This is a genomic window from Mixta sp. Marseille-Q2659 (genome assembly GCF_940807255.1).
Lineage (GTDB): Bacteria > Pseudomonadota > Gammaproteobacteria > Enterobacterales > Enterobacteriaceae > Mixta.
In genome coordinates this window covers 63068-79002 of the sequence record NZ_CALNWY010000009.1, presented here as the reverse complement: position 1 = coordinate 79002, position 15935 = coordinate 63068, and the positions used below count along the sequence as shown (strand labels likewise).

Below are 15935 nucleotides of genomic sequence, written 5' to 3'. Positions count from 1 at the left end.
GCACTATGACAAAGAAAAAAGCACATAAACCCGGTTCTGCCACTATTGCCCTTAACAAACGCGCCCGTCATGAATACTTCATTGAAGAAGAGTTCGAAGCGGGAATGGCGCTACAAGGATGGGAAGTTAAATCATTGCGAGCCGGTAAGGCCAATATCAGCGACAGTTATATTTTGCTGCGCGATGGCGAAGCTTATCTGTTCGGTGCAACCTTTCAACCGCTGTCGGTCGCTTCCAGCCACGTAGTCTGCGATCCCACACGTAACCGTAAACTGCTGCTAAACCAGCGTGAGCTGGACAGCCTGTACGGTCGCGTTAATCGCGAAGGCTATACCGTCGTTGCGCTGTCTCTTTACTGGAAAAATGCCTGGTGCAAGCTGAAGATTGGCGTTGCGCGCGGTAAAAAACAGCATGACAAACGCGACGATGTGAAAAATCGCGAGTGGCAGTTAGATAAAGCGCGCATCATGAAGAATGCGCACCGCTAAGCGCTGGATTCATCAATCGATTTTTGCTATACTCATTAATTCTTGGGGCTGATTCTGGATTCGACGGGATTCGCGAAACCCAAGGTGCATGCCGAGGGGCGGTTGGCCTCGTAAAAAGCCGCAAAAAAATAGTCGCAAACGACGAAAACTACGCACTAGCAGCTTAATAACCTGCTTAGAGCCCTCTCTCCCTAGCCTCCGCTCTTAGGACGGGGATCAAGAGAGGTCAAACCCAAAAGAGATCGCGTGGATGCCCTGCCTGGGGTTGAAGCGTTAAAACTAATCAGGCTAGTTTGTTAGTGGCGTGTCCGTCCGCAGCTGACAAGCGAATGTAAAGACTGGACTAAGCATGTAGTACCGAGGATGTAGGAATTTCGGACGCGGGTTCAACTCCCGCCAGCTCCACCAAAATTCTTCAAAGATGGTTCCAGAGCCATCCGTAGAAGTCCTGAAAGCCCGCATGGCGTAAGCCCTGCGGGCTTTTTTGTGTCTGTAACAGTCCGTAGCGTTCCGGCTAAATCCAGAGAAAATTGGTACACGTTTAGGTACACGTTATAATGTGGGCCAAAAACGTGTACCAATTATGGACGGAAACCAGTCATGGCGCGGATGACACGCCCCCTCACCAATAACGAAATCCTCAAAGCTAAGCCTCAAGAAAAAGACTTCACGCTGCACGATGGCGACGGGCTTTTCCTGCTCGTCAAAACATCAGGTAAAAAGCTGTGGCGTTTTCGCTATCAGCGGCCTAATAGCAGCAGTCGCACAAATCTCAGTCTCGGCTCTTACCCTGCCCTAACGCTCGCTGCCGCACGCCAAATGCGTGACCAATATCTTTCGATGCTTGCGCAAGGGATTGACCCGCAGAAGCAGCAAGAGGAAGTATCGGAACAACGCCAAATCGAACTGGATAGCATTTTTTCAGTTGTGGCCGGAAGGTGGTTCCAGCTCAAAAGCAAAAGCGTCACCGAAGATTACGCGAAGGATATTTGGCGATCGCTGGAAAAGGATGTATTTCCCGCTATTGGCGAAATTCCTGTCCAGGCACTCAAAGCCAGGACGATTGTTGAAGCACTGGAGCCGGTTAAAGCTCGTGGGGCGCTTGAAACAGTTCGCCGCCTAGTTCAGCGTATCAACGAGATCATGATTTATGCAGTCAACACCGGGTTGATTGATGCTAACCCTGCTTCGGGCGTTGGTATGGCTTTCGAAAGGCCAAAAAAACAGAACATGCCAACATTACGACCGGAAGAACTGCCAAAGCTAATGCGTTCCTTAGTAATGTCCAATCTCTCAATCACGACTCGCTGTTTAATCGAATGGCAACTTCTCACCCTTGTACGACCGTCAGAAGCCTCTGGCACAGAATGGGCAGAAATCGACTTCGATTCGAAACTTTGGGTTATTCCAGCAGAGCGCATGAAGGCCAAGCGTGAACATGTCGTTCCTTTATCGAAACAAGCTTTGGAAATTCTCGGGGTTATGAGGCCGCTAAGCGCTAACCGGCAACATGTTTTTCCAAGCCGTAACGATCCCAAACAACCAATGAATAGCCAGACTGCGAATGCCGCATTAAAGCGCATGGGTTATGGCGGTAAGTTGGTTGCTCATGGTCTGCGTTCCATAGCCAGTACCGCGCTCAACGAAGCCAGCTTTAACCCTGATGTCATCGAGTCAGCTCTTGCACATAGCGATAAAAACGAAGTAAGGAGAGCCTACAACCGTTCTACTTATCTCGAACAACGTAAAGACATGATGAGTTGGTGGGGCACATTCACCTATAAAAGTTAGCCCAACATGAAATGTATTAGCTTAAATTTGACGTGACACAGCTATGGCACAGTACTAAACCTAATCTGACAGGCAGCTCTGTGCCAGTAGCGGACGTTGCTGACATAAATCGAAGGTGGGTTGCCCCACCTTCGGTAACAAAATAGTATATTTTAGCCTTTTAAAATAAATACTAACGCTTACTCTAAATGTTTTACTTTAGTAATTGAACCAAGCGGATGAAAGTCTGGTAAATATGTTTTAATTTGCCCATCAGCTAATAAATAATGATTCGCGGCCTCTTGAAATACATTCCTAGATAGAGGATGTAAAGCGTTAGGGTTATGGTAAACCTCTAGACCTTCACTCCATTGCTCATGGTAGGAAGGAGAGCCGACTTCCAGGCTAAATGATTGAGGTCTTATTGCATTGACATCATGATTAATTCTAAGTCCTGTCCTAATCATCTCTGAACCTTCAGGTGCAAATTCATTTAGAAGTCCCATACGATTGAACTTTCCAAATGATGCATCATTAGAGAAAATCACAGCGCTAATATTTTCCGCTTCTGGAAGATTAAAAAAACCTGAAGGTATTACTTTTTTCCCCCAAGTATGCTCTTCGATCTTTACAGGAACTATTGTCACACTCCCACTATCGTCTACTTTGGCCTCATGTCTGTACCCATAAAGATAATATGGTAATGACGCCCTTGAATCCTTACCGGAAGCAGGACTGAGACAGTCTGTGATAGCAAAAACTAAAGGCTTATCTTTACAAACTGGCTTTTCCCAATACTTTTTTTTAAGTTTTGAAAAAAGAGCACTACCATATTTTATAGGATAATAGTTATTCTTTATATCTTCCAAATCTTTTAAGTTGTGATATTGTGGCAATTCTTCATCTTTACCCTCTATTATTGAAGGGTTGACAGTTGTAGCTTCTATGCAAAATTCACCTTGAAAACTGTCACAAATAAAGTCAGGAATAGCTTCTTTCTGATTGAATGTTATATCATTCTCAGTCAACAGAGCGAATAGATACAGCTCCCATATTCGTTGATTAAAACCTGTTGTCTGAAATTGCTCTACAAAATTACCATCTGCATCTTCATACCAACGCATCATGGGTTCAATAATATTCTTTGCAGAAGCAAATAATGAATTAGACACCAACTCGCTGAAAAGAGGAGATAGTTTGTTTTTTGTTTTTACTAGTGGGGTAAAAAAATCAACCGGGGCCTTATGAGCCCCCCCTTGCAATCTTTCTTTATCAATATTTTCATGTATTTCTAGTATTTTGGCCAACAAGGCGGATTCAGAAAGAGAAAAATTTTCATTCCATTCGGAATTATCAATAAAACGGTATCGTTCAGATTCATCACGAGCCATTAATATCCCGAAAAAATCTTTATCAGTGTAATCTTGTATGATGCATGAAACAATACTTTTGTCTTCAGTTTCATACCAAGCGATCTCCCTACCAAAGGTTTTGCCCGGGGGTCCCTCGCATACGCCGCTAGAGAATCAAATCTGGACTGCTTTATTTTTCTAATATTCATTTTAGATTGATTATTTTCAGGGAAAAAGTAACACTACTATTTATTAAAAAAAATACAAGCGCTGTTTTGCATCATGGTTTTTTTTGATAAAAATATGGGCGTGTGACTTATTCTTCTTGGATTACTGCGGCTAATCTAGGCACTTTTGTAGTGCTACCACGAATCATTCGTTAAGAAGGTTAGATGTCTCTTTCTCGCTCTAAGCAGACTGTCAGATTTAATTGTGTGCTGCCGGTGAAAACTGTCAGCTCAAGTTTGAGCTAATACACATGAAAGGAAGCCAATTGCGCCTAGGAATTACACAAAAAGGTCAGCGCGCAATGCTATCCCCGCCTCGCCTGCCCGCTTTATGCATCGTTTTTAATGCAGCTGCATAAACCGAGTGAAGCCGCGCCAGATATGCGCCTGATGGGTTGTCTGAGGGCTGCATTCTGCATGCAAATACATGCACCGTATGCATGCATTGCCCTTTACAAACCGGGCTGGCCAGAAAAAAGGCGGTGAAGGGCATAAACCGGACACAAAAAAGCCGCTGTGTATCCAGCGGCCGTTGTGGTTAATGAAGGGTGCGAAAGGATGATCCATAACGCCCGAGCGTCTGCCACTCTTTTACCGGTTCTGGCGCAGCCACTTTCGCCGGTTCAGGCTGTGGCGGCGCAGTAATTACCTTTGTAACGCTCTCGCTAGTCTTAAACGAGCAGGAACAGTCAAGGTTTGTACACTGGTGATAACGCTCTTTCACCTGTTCGGACATGTAGCGGCTCGATTTGGCGTGTGCCGGACTTTTGCAGTACGGACAGTGCATCATTTTTCGTTGCCCTGTTTCAGTCTGGCGCGTTTCTCGTTAACTGACTGCATCAGCTGGTGACGGCTGCATGGGCTGTTATACAATTTCATGTCAACGCCGGTCAGCGACGGGCGCCACAGCCCAATATTTTCCAGCACCGGAGCTTCCTTCAGCACTTCTTCAGGCAGTGCGGCCGCTGCCCGCGTCAGCGCGTTACCAACCAGCTCTGCTACCACCTGCATGTCGCTCCGTTCGTCATCCTCACGGGGATTAACCTTCTCACGCTGAAGTCGCAGACGGATGGCCCACAGCAGGGACGGACTGACGTTGCGCAGGGCCGATTGCCAGGTCACGTCGGCAAACTCGTTAAAAGCCATTCGGTGAGCGTTTATGTAGGAATGAGCGGTACCACAGCTGCCAATCATGGCGAGCTGCTTATCCAGCTCCAGTTCTTCTATCAGGCCGGTAAATTCATTAGCCAGTTCACGGCTGGCGATGCGCTGGCTGTGTTCAGCTTTCATTTCATCGGTCAGATTACCGCGCAGGTTGCGAAAGCGCGTGCGCCAGTTAATTTCGGCTTCCTTACCGGCCTCAATGGCTGCGTCACGTTCTTTCCCGCAGCGGGTAATATCGGCGCAGATGGCATTGTACTCTTTCATCTTTGCGATGTGCGCGTTGCGGGCCTGCTCAAATTTTCCCAGGGCGGTACTGTTTTCCGGAATGCTCATCGTTGTGTCTCATCGTCTGTAAAGGATGGAGCTATTCTGTCGTTCACCAGCGAACAAATCATTTCATTGCTGCCTGCCTGTCGCTCAACAAACAGCCCCGTTTACCGGCCCGTTAGCCCTTTCCTGAATTTAAGTTTATATAAAACTGTTCACTACTCTTCACCCTTAAAAAAAGATAATAAATACAGTCATTAAGACGGTGAATACTTGAAATATTACTGTTCACCCGGTCTTCACTCCTGTTCATCCGCTTCTGAGTCGTCTTTTTTCTGGCGAGCAGTTTTTGAATGTTTTTACCTGTTAATCATTAAATAATTAAGCGAAATTTTTTATCGATGGTCTGTTTTGGCAAACAGTGGATAACAGGGTAGAACAGAAGGCTCCCGCGCTTATTTTTTGTTCAGTCGGGGCTTGTTTACACAGGAAAAAATATTCTCAAAATAGGGGGTTACCTGAAGACACCACCGTAGCCGGTCAGTACCGGCCGGACATAAACAGAGGTAACACCATGTACACAGCTTCATCCACTTCGGCCCCGGCCGCACCCGTTTCCCGCGAGGTTACTTATCCCCGTGATCGCTTTATGCGCCTGCCGGAGGTCATCAATACCTGCGGCCTGTCCCGCTCCACTATTTACGACCTAATCTGCCGCGAGCAGTTTCCGTCACAAATTTCGCTGGGCGGCAAGAACGTCGCGTGGCTGGCCTCTGAGATTGATGACTGGATGCAGGCACGTATTGCTCTGCGTGCCGGAGGTGCATCATGATCCAGCTGAACGTTGGTACCCGCAGCTACCCGCTCAGCCGGGAGGAGGCCGTATACATGGCTGAAAGCCTCCTTTCCGCCGCTGGCGGCAAATCCGGTACGCCACCCGTATTCAACAGCATCCGTCACGGTCATATTTCCGTGTTTGCTGCGCAACGGAAACCGGCAAAGGATAATGGGACTACTTCAGGTGAGAACTTCCGATCAAATCCGCCGCAATCCGATCACGTCCTGACCGATTGCTGAGGAAAACGCCCTGATGTGTGAAAAAAGGCTTTTCTCTGGCAAGCGGCCGTTATACAGTTTTCGCGCTGCCGCAAAATCGGCAGCCGGGCGTGAGAACCCGAGCTTAATCTTGGCGACACCAGACGCGCCGTGCGTCTTTTTTTGTGTCTTTGCCCTCGTGCGCCTGTCATTTGCGCTGCGGTTCTTATGCCGCAGCTGCATCCGAGTTATGGTGGCCCGGGCGGGGCAGCCTTCGGGCTGGCCGGTTTCCAAGGTTGCCGGTTTCTCACCCCCGTTCGGGTCACCACCAGAGCGTGAGAACTCTTGTGGTGGCTGTACAAAGCTAACCCTGGAGATTGTCCTCATGACAACGGCCCCTGCTGCCACTCATCCCGAATTCACTTTTATCTTTGCCGCCGTGCGCCGCACCGATACCTTCGCGCCCCCCTGCATGCTGCGTACCGTTGCCGGAGATGAGCGCACCGCCCGTGCCCGCCTCGTTCGCAACTACGTTCTCTCCTTTGCCGGTCGCCTGCCGGTTAAGGCGGTGGCGGCATGAACACCCTAGCTGAACGCCAGAACAGCCAGTCGGCCTGCTCCATTTCGCATGCCGATTACCTGCGCCTGCTGCACGCCCATTCGGTTGGCGTGACTGTCCTCGACATGTTTGATTCTGTTACCTGCCTGAGCGCGCCCGGCTGCGTTCCCGACGGCGCGGCGCTGGCCTCGGTCGTTGCCCTGCTGACCGACCAGCTCGGCAAAGTCGTTGAAACCTGTGAATCCCGGATGTTTGCCACGGAGGCCCGCCATGATGACCACTAACCACTCCTGCCTGCCCGTTGAGGTGCGCACCGCCGTTTACCGCCGTGCGCTGGCACAGGGCTACCTTAACGCCTGTAAAAGCCTGGGCATTACCGTCCCGGCCACGCTGGATGAACTGCAGATGACCATCGCCCTTGAGCTGGAAGGCTTTTACGTGCGTCGCCACGGGCCGGACGCGGGCATGGAAATGGCCTGCACCATGCTGGGCGATATGGTGGAGCCTGACCTGCTGACCGCGCCGCCGCGCCTCACGTCGCTCGGCGTCACCATGATGGATGAACTGTTCTGCAGCCAGCTGGCTGCCGCAAACCGCGCCACGCTGCACTGAGGGGGAACGGCACATGAAACACATTGTCTCTGACACTGTAAAGGCGGCTACCGGACTGTGGCCGCAGCTTCTGCCGGCGCTCGGCATCAGCATTCACGCTTGCGGCCGGCACGGCGCCTGCCCGGTCTGCGGCGGGAAAGACCGCTTTCGCTTTGACAATCAGGACGGACGCGGCACATGGCTGTGTAACCAGTGCGGGGCCGGTGACGGCCTGAACCTGGTGGAAAAGGCGCTCGCCGTGAACACAAAAGAGGCCGCCGTCAGGGTGGCCGGAATGCTCGGCACGCTGCCGCAGGCGACTCTTACCGGGCCCGGTAAGCCGGAAGACAAAGCAAGCGCACAGACTGACGCCGCTGAGCAGGCGCAGGCGCTTATCGCCGCCGCTGTCATCCGCACGGATAATGCCTACCTGTTATCAAAAGGGCTGCACGACACGCAGGTGCTCACGCTCAGCGCCGGGCTGCGCTGTGGCGGCATCAGTTTTGCCGCCGGGGATTTGCTCGTACCGCTGACCGGTGAAGACGGTACGGCCGTTAACGTGCAGCTTATCAGCGCTGCAGGTGACAAGCGCACCCTGCCGGGCGGACGGGTAAAAGGTGCCTGGCATCTGGCAGGCAGACCGGACGGCAAAACGCTGTGGCTTACGGAAGGTTACGCCACGGGCCTGACCGTTCACCGTCTTACCGGGCAGGCAGTTTACGTGGCGCTCAGCGCCAACAACCTGCCCGCACTGGCAGCACAGCTGCGTCAGGTTTACCCCGACGCGCTGATGCTGATTGCCGCAGACCATGACGACAACGGCACCGGCCAGCTGAAGGCAGAGGAAGCGGCAAAAATCTGCGGTGGCAAAGCTGCCCTGCCGCCGGTTAATGGCGACTGGAACGACGTCTGGCAGGCGCAGGGGGATATCGCCACGCAGGCGCAGCTTGTTACCTTTACGCAGCCGCAGAAGCCCAGCCCGTTTGAGTCAGTCAGCGAGGCTGACCTGAAGGCCATGAGCGCCAGCGAAAAGGCGGAGCTGCTTCTGGAGCATTACGGTCAGGCGCTGGCCGTACCGCCGGTGGGCGAGGAAATCTGCCGCTATGAGAACGGTGCCTGGCAGGTAATACCGGTACAGACGCTGCGCCGCGAAATCGCCGCACTGTTTCAGAAGGTACGCGCGCCCTTTTCGGCTGCCGGTATCGGCAGCGTACTGGACACGCTCAAGCTGATGGTGCCGCAAACGGGCGAACCGGCCCGCCGCCTGATTGGCTTTCGCAACGGCGTCTTTGACACCGTGACCGGCACCTTTGGCCCGCACCGCCGGGAGAACTGGCTGCGCACGGTTAACAGCGTGGACTATACCGACCCGCGTCCGGGGGAAAACCTCGAAGAACACGCCCCGTCTTTCTGGCAGTGGCTGACGCGGGCTGCCGGGCGTAATCACGACAAGCAGGAGCGTATCCTCGCGGCGTTATTTATGGTGCTGGCTAACCGCTACGACTGGCAGATGTTCCTTGAGGTCACCGGCCCCGGCGGTAGCGGGAAAAGCGTGATGGCCTCTATTGCCACGCTGCTGGCCGGAAAGGACAACACCACGTCGGCGACCATCGACACGCTGGAGTCATCCCGCGAGCGCGCCAGCGTGGTGGGCTTCTCGCTTATCATTCTGCCTGACCAGGAAAAATGGAGCGGTGACGGCGCAGGCATTAAGGCGATCACTGGCGGTGATGCGGTGGCTATTGACCCGAAGTACCGTGATGCCTACTCAATGCATATCCCGGCGGTAATTCTGGCGGTGAACAATAACCCGATGCGCTTCAGCGATCGCAGCGGCGGCGTGTCGCGCCGCCGGGTGATTCTGACGTTTCCGGAGGTAGTGCCGGCAAAGGAGCGTGATCCGCGCCTGCTGGACAAAATAGCCGGAGAGCTGGCCGTTATCGTGCGCCATCTGATGCTGCGCTTTGCAAATCCGGAAGAGGCCCGCGAGCTGCTACAGATGCAGCAGAACTCCGGCGAGGCGCTGGATATCAAGCGGCAGGCCGACCCGCTGGTTGATTTCTGCGGCTACCTGATGCCGCTGAGTACGCCGAACGGCTTGTTTATGGGTAACGCTAATATCCGGCCGATAAATCCGAAGCGCTACCTCTATCATGCCTATCTGTCGTTTATGGAATCGCGCGGCCATCAGCACCCGCTCAGCCTGACGGCGTTTGGTCAGGCTGTACCACAGACCCTGAAGGAATATGAGCGGGTGCTGCTGAAGCGCCGTACAAGCAACGGCGTCCAGACTAACCTTATGTTACACGAGGATAGCGAGGCAGACTGGCTGCCCGCATGCAGTCAGTAAACCGCGTAAAACGCAAACCGGCTCAGGCCGGTTTTTTACATTTGATGTTGGATAAGTTTACGCAATTAATCAGGGCATCCTAAGTCAGCTCTGAGCGAGGTGCGGACGTAGAAAATTTAGATCAAGTCCTTATCAAGATCCTATCCAAAAGTTTCACCTTCTATTAAATAAAGGATGAATAATGAAGGTGCGATTGATGTCAGTTATATCAAGATCAGGTTTATCATATGAAGAGTATATTATTAGAGTTTCAGTCCTTTTTATCCCTATGACACCAACAATAAACCATACCTTCATTAATTCATCAAAGTTCATTACTATCTTGGAATGTAAATCATTCTCGGTGTCTGATGAAGCCCTATCAAGGATATAAGTTAAGATTTCATTTTTATTATCTTCCTCAATCGATTTTAATGAAAATTCGTGCTTTTTTAACAAGGACAAAGAGTCTATATAGTCAGAAATGTTTTTGTAAATAGTTACCCACTCTGAAACCAGGGCTCTTTTTCTAGAAGAAAAAAACTTCTCTTCCGCCATTAAAACTATATCTTGATTAATGCTTACATTTCCATCGCACTCCTTTAGACAATAATTTACAAAGCTTATCGCGTCTCTAGGTCTTAACATTGTTCTATCCAAAATATAGTCATCAGCATGTACGTTATCAATATCAAAATCAAAAATATCTCTCATTGTAATATTGCGAGAACCTTGATATTTGTTTTTAACCAAGTGATTAATGCGCATGTCAATTATTTGTCGTATTTCAGTTTTATTCCAAGAAACTGAGTAGATAAGTGACTGATCTTTCTCGTCTTGCCTTAATGTTTTGTTATAGATACCCATAAGTATATCAGTTCTGATCGAAATCAATATCTTAACTGATTTAACGTCAAGCAATTCTCTAAATGCTTCTAACAATGCATTTATAAAATCATACCTTATATCGCTAGAGCTTAGCCAAGAGCGGTCAAGATCATCGATACTTATAATAATCCTAAATTGCCCAACTTCAGAAAACTCTTCATTTAATATTTTTATCAATTCTTTTTGTTTTCTGATTAACTCTCTACTTACATAACTGGATGTTTCAGATTGTACTTTCTGTGTATCTTCTCGACCAAGTTTACCTCCGAGATCTATACCCTTTATACCTATCTTAGAAGATAACTCGGTCTGCATTTTATTGCTTATTTCCACTAAAGCCTTGTCATTAAAAAAAACGTCTTTAAATTGTTCGATGTATTCATTTGCTAGTTCTGGATTATATGGTTTCTTTTTCCCACCAATTAATTCTTGAATTTTGTTGAAAAAGCTTTGATAAGTTGATCGATGTAAGGCTGGAATGACTTTTATTAGTAGCGCGTGTAGCCATAAAGACTTATAAAAAACTCTCAAGTCGATCCCGCTATCATTTAGAGATGAAATAAAAACATTATTTTTAACATGTTCAAAAATAGTATTTTCCGCTTCAATTTTATCATAAACCTTTATGCTTCCTTCATCGATAATCTTTTTTAAAAGCGCTGACTTACCACTACCAGTTCTTCCAACTATGATTCTTTTTGTGAAATCTGGATTTTTCTCAGATGAATCAAAGTTCATGATACCTTTGAATATACTTGTCTCTAAAAAGCAAGAGTCTAAGTAAGTGTCTGATTCAGCCTCTAACTTCCCGATTTCATCATTATTTCTGAATATGAAAGTGTTCACTTGGCTTAGTCCTTTGAGTAACCAAACTAAAATCAAATATGCTTATGAGATAATTTAATGTCAATCCCTAACTTTTTGAAAAAGGATAATCTTTATCACATAAATGCACATGAGATTAATATTTATCTTAAAAATAGCAGTTTACCTCTTATTACACTATCGATGGTATCCGCTTTTGGCACAAAGCCGACCATGATACCGTTGCAAACGTTGCCATGCTAACAACGAGACAGGTGTGCAGTGAACATGCAGCACCTGATAACTTCCTCCACTTAAACCGGCTTAGACTGATTTCTAATTACTCGAGTGTAGGTGATTACTCCTAGTGTTCACTCATGAACATTGTTATAAAACCATTCACTATGCAACCTGATGAATTCAATGAATAAAAAGCAAGAGTGAACAGTGTGAATACTTTATCAATAAATCATTTTATTTGGATTTAACGCTGAACGTTTGTGAGCCTGGCGAAGCCGTTTAGGACATGGCATTAAATAATTGGTACACGTTTAGGTACACAAATAAAAGTTGAATTACATAAAAACCCAATATTACAGGTACTTGCAATAAAAACTCAGACTCCGCCAGCCCACCAAAATTCTCCATCGGTGATTACCAGAGTCATCCGATGAAGTCCTGAGAGCCCGCATGGCGCAAGCCCTGCGGGCTTTTTTGTGCCTGCACTTTGTGCCGCCTGAGCCGGCTCCCCTGCCCTATCTAAACCACCTGTGATTTACATCCCAATTTTCAGCCCTTTCGCGCCGTTTTTTACCGCTTATCCTGGCTTATAGCCGCTTATTTCCGCCTGTGACCGCTAAGCAAATTTTCCCCTGGTCAGCCGCTAAATTTGTCACCCTAGCCGCGGAGTAAAACAGGGCTCCTTCTCTGACATCAAGCCTAACTACATTAATTTGAGAAGGGCATTTCGTTAGCTATTAAAACCAGGTTTTTCTATGAATAAGAAAAAACTTTTCAAACACTTACCGTGGGCGATACTTGCGTTTCTCGGTGCCTGCTGTCTGGGCGTCGTAGCCCTACGGCGCGGTGAACACATCAGCGCGCTCTGGATCGTGGTTGCGTCAGTATCGGTCTATCTCGTCGCCTACCGTTATTACAGCCTCTATATCGCCCAAAAAGTGATGAAGCTTGATCCTACACGCTCGACGCCTGCGGTGCTGAACAACGACGGGCTGAACTATGTGCCGACCAACCGCAACGTACTGTTCGGTCACCATTTCGCCGCCATCGCCGGGGCTGGTCCTTTGGTCGGGCCGGTGCTTGCCGCGCAAATGGGCTACCTGCCCGGCGTGCTTTGGCTCTTAGCTGGCGTGGTGCTGGCCGGGGCGGTACAGGATTTTATGGTGCTGTTTATCTCCTCACGCCGTAACGGTGCCTCGCTGGGCGAAATGATTAAAGAAGAGATGGGGCCGGTTCCCGGTACTATCGCCCTGTTCGGCTGCTTTTTGATCATGATTATTATTCTGGCCGTGCTGGCGTTAATCGTGGTTAAAGCGCTGGCGGAAAGCCCGTGGGGCGTCTTTACCGTCTGCTCAACGGTGCCCATCGCCCTGTTTATGGGCATCTACATGCGCTTTATTCGTCCGGGCCGCGTAGGTGAGGTCTCGGTCATCGGCGTACTGCTGCTGATCGCCTCGATATGGTTTGGCGGCATTATCGCCCACGATCCTTACTGGGGCCCGGCTTTAACCTTCAAAGACACCACCATTACCTTTGCCCTGATTGGCTACGCCTTCGTATCCGCGCTGCTGCCGGTTTGGTTGATCCTGGCGCCGCGTGATTACCTGGCGACCTTCCTGAAAATCGGCGTTATCGTCGGGCTGGCGGTCGGTATCGTGATCCTCAATCCTGAGCTGAAAATGCCCGCCCTGACCCAATATATCGACGGCACCGGGCCGCTGTGGAAAGGCGCGCTGTTCCCGTTCCTGTTTATTACTATCGCCTGTGGCGCAGTATCCGGTTTCCATGCGCTGATCGCCTCCGGTACAACGCCCAAGCTGCTGGCCTGCGAAACCGATGCCCGCTTCATTGGTTACGGCGCGATGCTGATGGAATCCTTTGTGGCGGTGATGGCGCTGGTCGCTGCCTCGATTATCGAACCTGGCCTTTACTTCGCCATGAACACGCCACCGGCGGGGCTGGGCATTACGATGCCTAATCTGCACGAGCTGGGCGGCGATAACGCTCCGCTGATCATGGCGCAGTTAAAAGAAGTGACGATTCACGCCGCTGCTACCGTCAGCTCGTGGGGATTTGTGATTTCACCTGAACAAATCCTGCAAACCGCTAAAGATATCGGCGAGCCTTCGGTCTTAAACCGTGCCGGCGGCGCGCCGACGCTGGCGGTCGGGATTGCGCACGTATTCCACAAAATTTTACCGTTGGCGGATATGGGCTTCTGGTATCACTTCGGCATTCTGTTTGAAGCTCTGTTTATCCTGACGGCACTGGATGCCGGTACGCGCTCCGGGCGGTTTATGCTGCAGGATTTGCTGGGCAACTTTATCCCGTTCCTGAAAAAAACCGACTCGCTGGTGGCCGGTGTGATCGGCACCGCTGGCTGTGTCGGGTTATGGGGCTATCTGTTGTATCAGGGCGTGGTCGATCCGTTGGGCGGAGTGAAAAGCCTGTGGCCGCTGTTCGGGATTTCGAACCAGATGTTGGCTGCCGTGGCGCTGATCCTTGCCAGCGTGGTGCTGGCGAAAATGAAGCGCACAAAGTATCTCTGGGTGACCATCGTTCCTGCCCTCTGGCTGTTGATCTGCACCACCTGGGCGCTGGGCCTGAAGCTGTTTAGCACCAATCCGCAGCTGGAAGGCTTCTTCTTTATGGCGGGACAGTATAAAGAACGTATCAGCGCAGAGGCCGCACAGCTAACGCCAGAGCAGATCGGCAATATGCAGCATATCGTGGTCAACAACTATACTAACGCCGGGCTGAGTATTCTGTTCCTGATCGTGGTGTACAGTATTATCTTCTACGGTATTCGCGCCTGTCTGCAGGCACGCAAATCAGACCAGCGGACCGATAAAGAGACGCCTTATGTTGCGGTTCCTGAAGGCGGCATAAAAATCTCCTCTGGTCATTAACGCTTTGTCGTTTACTTAAGCGAAAACGCCGGAGCCTCAGCCCCGGCGTATCCCTGCATGAAGCGATGTAAAGCCGGTACGGGGCGCTTAATGCGCTGACAAAGAAAATGTTCACAGGAGTCACCGATGTTCGACAACTTAGGCGCAGCAAAAAAATACCTCGGTCAGGCTGCACGCATGCTGGTCGGTATTCCCGATTACGATACCTATGTTCTGCACATGCAGACTAACCACCCGGATCAGCCGGTTATGACCTACAAAGAATTTTTCCGTGAGCGCCAGCAGGCACGTTATGGCGGTGACGGCAAAGGCGGAATGCGCTGCTGTTAAGAGGAACAGAGTTATGGCACCGATTGCGGTAACAGTATTAACCGGTTTTCTGGGCGCGGGTAAAACCACCCTTTTACGCCAGATATTACACAAGCAGCAGAACGATAAAATTGCGGTTATTGAAAACGAATTTGGTGAGATGCCCATCGATAGCCAGCTGATAGGCGATCGCGCCACGCGCATCACTACGCTCAGTAATGGCTGTATCTGCTGTACCCGTTCGAATGAACTGGAAGACGCGCTGTTGGATTTGCTCGACGGTTACGATCGGGGCGAGGTGTACTTTGATCGGTTAATGATTGAGTGTACCGGCATGGCCGATCCCGGGCCGATTATTCAGGCCTTTTTCGCCCATGAGGTTATCTGCGAGCGCTATGTGCTGGACGGCGTGATTACGCTGGTTGATGCGCTGCACGCTGACTCCCAGCTGGATCGTTTTCCTCTTGCCCAGGCGCAGATTGGCTATGCCGACCGTATCCTGCTGACCAAAACCGATGTTGCCGGAGAGAACCCGGAACTGCTCGAACGGCTGCAACGGATTAACGCGCGCGCGCCGGTCTATAAAATAGTCCAGGGCGATATCGATCCCGCGCTGCTGTTTAACACCCGGGGTTTTATGCTGGACGAACACGTACTGGCGGCCAAACCCCTGTTCCGCCCTGTCGTGCCAAAGCAGAATAGCGTCTCCTCTATCGTGGTGGAGTTAAGCTGGCCGGTAGAGCTGGCAGCCGTTTCGGCCGTTATGGAAGAGTTGCTCTCCGGCTTTGCGGATAATCTGCTGCGCTATAAAGGCATGTTGTGGATCAAAGACCAGCCGTGTCGACTCCTGTTTCAGGGCGTGCAACGGCTGTACAACGCCGACTGGGACAAAGCCTGGCAGCCGGATGAAACGCCGCGCAGCACCCTGGTTTTTATCGGTTCAGATCTGCCCGAAAGCGCTATTCGCGCAGCGTTTGACCGGTTACGGTCGGCGTGACGAGGC

Annotated in this window: 15 protein-coding genes and 1 other RNA gene; 12 read left to right on the top strand and 4 right to left on the bottom strand. The window is 50.3% G+C overall.

Annotated elements, in window-relative coordinates; all coding sequences use genetic code 11:
• The first annotated feature begins 5 nt into the window (after window positions 1-5).
• The 3 genes from smpB (at window position 6) to P3C52_RS08965 (ending at window position 2279) form a co-directional block, all read left to right on the top strand.
• Window positions 6-488: an SsrA-binding protein SmpB gene (gene smpB / locus P3C52_RS08975; RefSeq protein ID WP_275554674.1), complete on the top strand. Its 483-nt coding sequence runs from the start codon at window positions 6-8 to the stop codon at window positions 486-488.
• 44 nt (window positions 489-532) lie between these two features.
• Window positions 533-896: a transfer-messenger RNA gene (gene ssrA, locus P3C52_RS08970) on the top strand.
• 192 nt (window positions 897-1088) lie between these two features.
• The gene (locus P3C52_RS08965; RefSeq protein WP_275554673.1) at window positions 1089-2279 is read left to right on the top strand and encodes an integrase domain-containing protein; all 1191 of its coding nucleotides are present in this window, start codon (window positions 1089-1091) and stop codon (window positions 2277-2279) included.
• A 179-nt stretch (window positions 2280-2458) separates the two neighbouring features.
• Here the strand turns inward: P3C52_RS08965 and P3C52_RS08960 are convergent, their stop codons facing one another.
• The 3 genes from P3C52_RS08960 to P3C52_RS08950 form a co-directional block, all read right to left on the bottom strand.
• Window positions 2459-3649: a hypothetical protein gene (locus P3C52_RS08960; RefSeq protein ID WP_275554672.1), complete on the bottom strand. Its 1191-nt coding sequence runs from the start codon at window positions 3647-3649 to the stop codon at window positions 2459-2461.
• 726 nt (window positions 3650-4375) lie between these two features.
• Complete coding sequence (locus tag P3C52_RS08955; protein ID WP_275554671.1) at window positions 4376-4627, bottom strand: ogr/Delta-like zinc finger family protein; 252 nt, start codon at window positions 4625-4627, stop codon at window positions 4376-4378.
• Window positions 4624-5334 (bottom strand): hypothetical protein, encoded by a 711-nt coding sequence (locus P3C52_RS08950; protein ID WP_275554670.1) that lies wholly within the window; start codon window positions 5332-5334, stop codon window positions 4624-4626. Before P3C52_RS08950 ends, P3C52_RS08955 begins: the two co-directional genes overlap by 4 nt.
• Before the next feature lie 508 nt (window positions 5335-5842).
• Between P3C52_RS08950 and P3C52_RS08945 the strand changes: the two genes are divergently transcribed.
• From P3C52_RS08945 to P3C52_RS08920, 6 genes are read left to right on the top strand one after another with little or no spacing between them, the layout of a single operon-like run.
• On the top strand, window positions 5843-6100 hold the full coding sequence (locus tag P3C52_RS08945) for an AlpA family transcriptional regulator (RefSeq protein ID WP_275554669.1): 258 nt from the start codon (window positions 5843-5845) through the stop codon (window positions 6098-6100).
• Window positions 6097-6345 carry a hypothetical protein gene (locus P3C52_RS08940; RefSeq protein ID WP_275554668.1) on the top strand — a complete coding sequence of 83 codons (249 nt, stop codon included), beginning with the start codon at window positions 6097-6099 and terminating at the stop codon, window positions 6343-6345. The genes P3C52_RS08945 and P3C52_RS08940 overlap by 4 nt, the downstream gene beginning before the upstream one ends.
• A gap of 13 nt (window positions 6346-6358) precedes the next feature.
• Window positions 6359-6883, top strand: a complete 525-nt coding sequence (locus tag P3C52_RS08935; protein WP_275554667.1) for a host cell division inhibitor Icd-like protein — start codon at window positions 6359-6361, stop codon at window positions 6881-6883.
• A complete protein-coding gene (locus P3C52_RS08930) occupies window positions 6880-7146 on the top strand; it encodes a hypothetical protein (protein WP_275554666.1) in 267 nt (88 codons plus the stop codon). The genes P3C52_RS08935 and P3C52_RS08930 overlap by 4 nt, the downstream gene beginning before the upstream one ends.
• A complete protein-coding gene (locus P3C52_RS08925; RefSeq protein WP_275554665.1) occupies window positions 7133-7474 on the top strand; it encodes a DUF5375 family protein in 342 nt (113 codons plus the stop codon). The genes P3C52_RS08930 and P3C52_RS08925 overlap by 14 nt, the downstream gene beginning before the upstream one ends.
• Window positions 7475-7487: 13 nt before the next feature.
• The gene (locus tag P3C52_RS08920) at window positions 7488-9803 is read left to right on the top strand and encodes a primase-helicase zinc-binding domain-containing protein (protein ID WP_275554664.1); all 2316 of its coding nucleotides are present in this window, start codon (window positions 7488-7490) and stop codon (window positions 9801-9803) included.
• A 153-nt stretch (window positions 9804-9956) separates the two neighbouring features.
• Here P3C52_RS08920 and P3C52_RS08915 read toward each other — a convergent pair whose 3' ends face one another.
• Window positions 9957-11516, bottom strand: coding sequence for a P-loop NTPase fold protein (locus P3C52_RS08915; protein ID WP_275554663.1), 1560 nt, complete (start codon window positions 11514-11516; stop codon window positions 9957-9959).
• A gap of 953 nt (window positions 11517-12469) precedes the next feature.
• Between P3C52_RS08915 and P3C52_RS08910 the strand changes: the two genes are divergently transcribed.
• The 3 genes from P3C52_RS08910 (at window position 12470) to yjiA (ending at window position 15929) form a co-directional block, all read left to right on the top strand.
• On the top strand, window positions 12470-14623 hold the full coding sequence (locus tag P3C52_RS08910) for a carbon starvation CstA family protein (RefSeq protein WP_275554662.1): 2154 nt from the start codon (window positions 12470-12472) through the stop codon (window positions 14621-14623).
• Between the two features lie 126 nt (window positions 14624-14749).
• Window positions 14750-14953: a YbdD/YjiX family protein gene (locus P3C52_RS08905; protein WP_275554661.1), complete on the top strand. Its 204-nt coding sequence runs from the start codon at window positions 14750-14752 to the stop codon at window positions 14951-14953.
• A 13-nt stretch (window positions 14954-14966) separates the two neighbouring features.
• Entirely contained in the window at window positions 14967-15929 is a 963-nt protein-coding gene (gene yjiA, locus P3C52_RS08900; protein ID WP_275554660.1) for a GTPase, read from the top strand.
• Window positions 15930-15935 lie beyond the last annotated feature (6 nt).

Excerpts from the sequence above, each read along its gene's own strand:
- smpB (WP_275554674.1), top strand. The coding sequence starts at position 6 with ATGACAAAGAAAAAAGCACATAAACCCGGTTCTGCCACTATTGCCCTT.
- P3C52_RS08965 (WP_275554673.1), top strand. The coding sequence starts at position 1,089 with ATGGCGCGGATGACACGCCCCCTCACCAATAACGAAATCCTCAAAGCT.
- P3C52_RS08960 (WP_275554672.1), bottom strand. The coding sequence starts at position 3,649 with ATGGCTCGTGATGAATCTGAACGATACCGTTTTATTGATAATTCCGAA.
- P3C52_RS08955 (WP_275554671.1), bottom strand. The coding sequence starts at position 4,627 with ATGATGCACTGTCCGTACTGCAAAAGTCCGGCACACGCCAAATCGAGC.
- P3C52_RS08950 (WP_275554670.1), bottom strand. The coding sequence starts at position 5,334 with ATGAGCATTCCGGAAAACAGTACCGCCCTGGGAAAATTTGAGCAGGCC.
- P3C52_RS08945 (WP_275554669.1), top strand. The coding sequence starts at position 5,843 with ATGTACACAGCTTCATCCACTTCGGCCCCGGCCGCACCCGTTTCCCGC.
- P3C52_RS08940 (WP_275554668.1), top strand. The coding sequence starts at position 6,097 with ATGATCCAGCTGAACGTTGGTACCCGCAGCTACCCGCTCAGCCGGGAG.
- P3C52_RS08935 (WP_275554667.1), top strand. The coding sequence starts at position 6,359 with ATGTGTGAAAAAAGGCTTTTCTCTGGCAAGCGGCCGTTATACAGTTTT.
- P3C52_RS08930 (WP_275554666.1), top strand. The coding sequence starts at position 6,880 with ATGAACACCCTAGCTGAACGCCAGAACAGCCAGTCGGCCTGCTCCATT.
- P3C52_RS08925 (WP_275554665.1), top strand. The coding sequence starts at position 7,133 with ATGATGACCACTAACCACTCCTGCCTGCCCGTTGAGGTGCGCACCGCC.
- P3C52_RS08920 (WP_275554664.1), top strand. The coding sequence starts at position 7,488 with ATGAAACACATTGTCTCTGACACTGTAAAGGCGGCTACCGGACTGTGG.
- P3C52_RS08910 (WP_275554662.1), top strand. The coding sequence starts at position 12,470 with ATGAATAAGAAAAAACTTTTCAAACACTTACCGTGGGCGATACTTGCG.
- P3C52_RS08905 (WP_275554661.1), top strand. The coding sequence starts at position 14,750 with ATGTTCGACAACTTAGGCGCAGCAAAAAAATACCTCGGTCAGGCTGCA.
- yjiA (WP_275554660.1), top strand. The coding sequence starts at position 14,967 with ATGGCACCGATTGCGGTAACAGTATTAACCGGTTTTCTGGGCGCGGGT.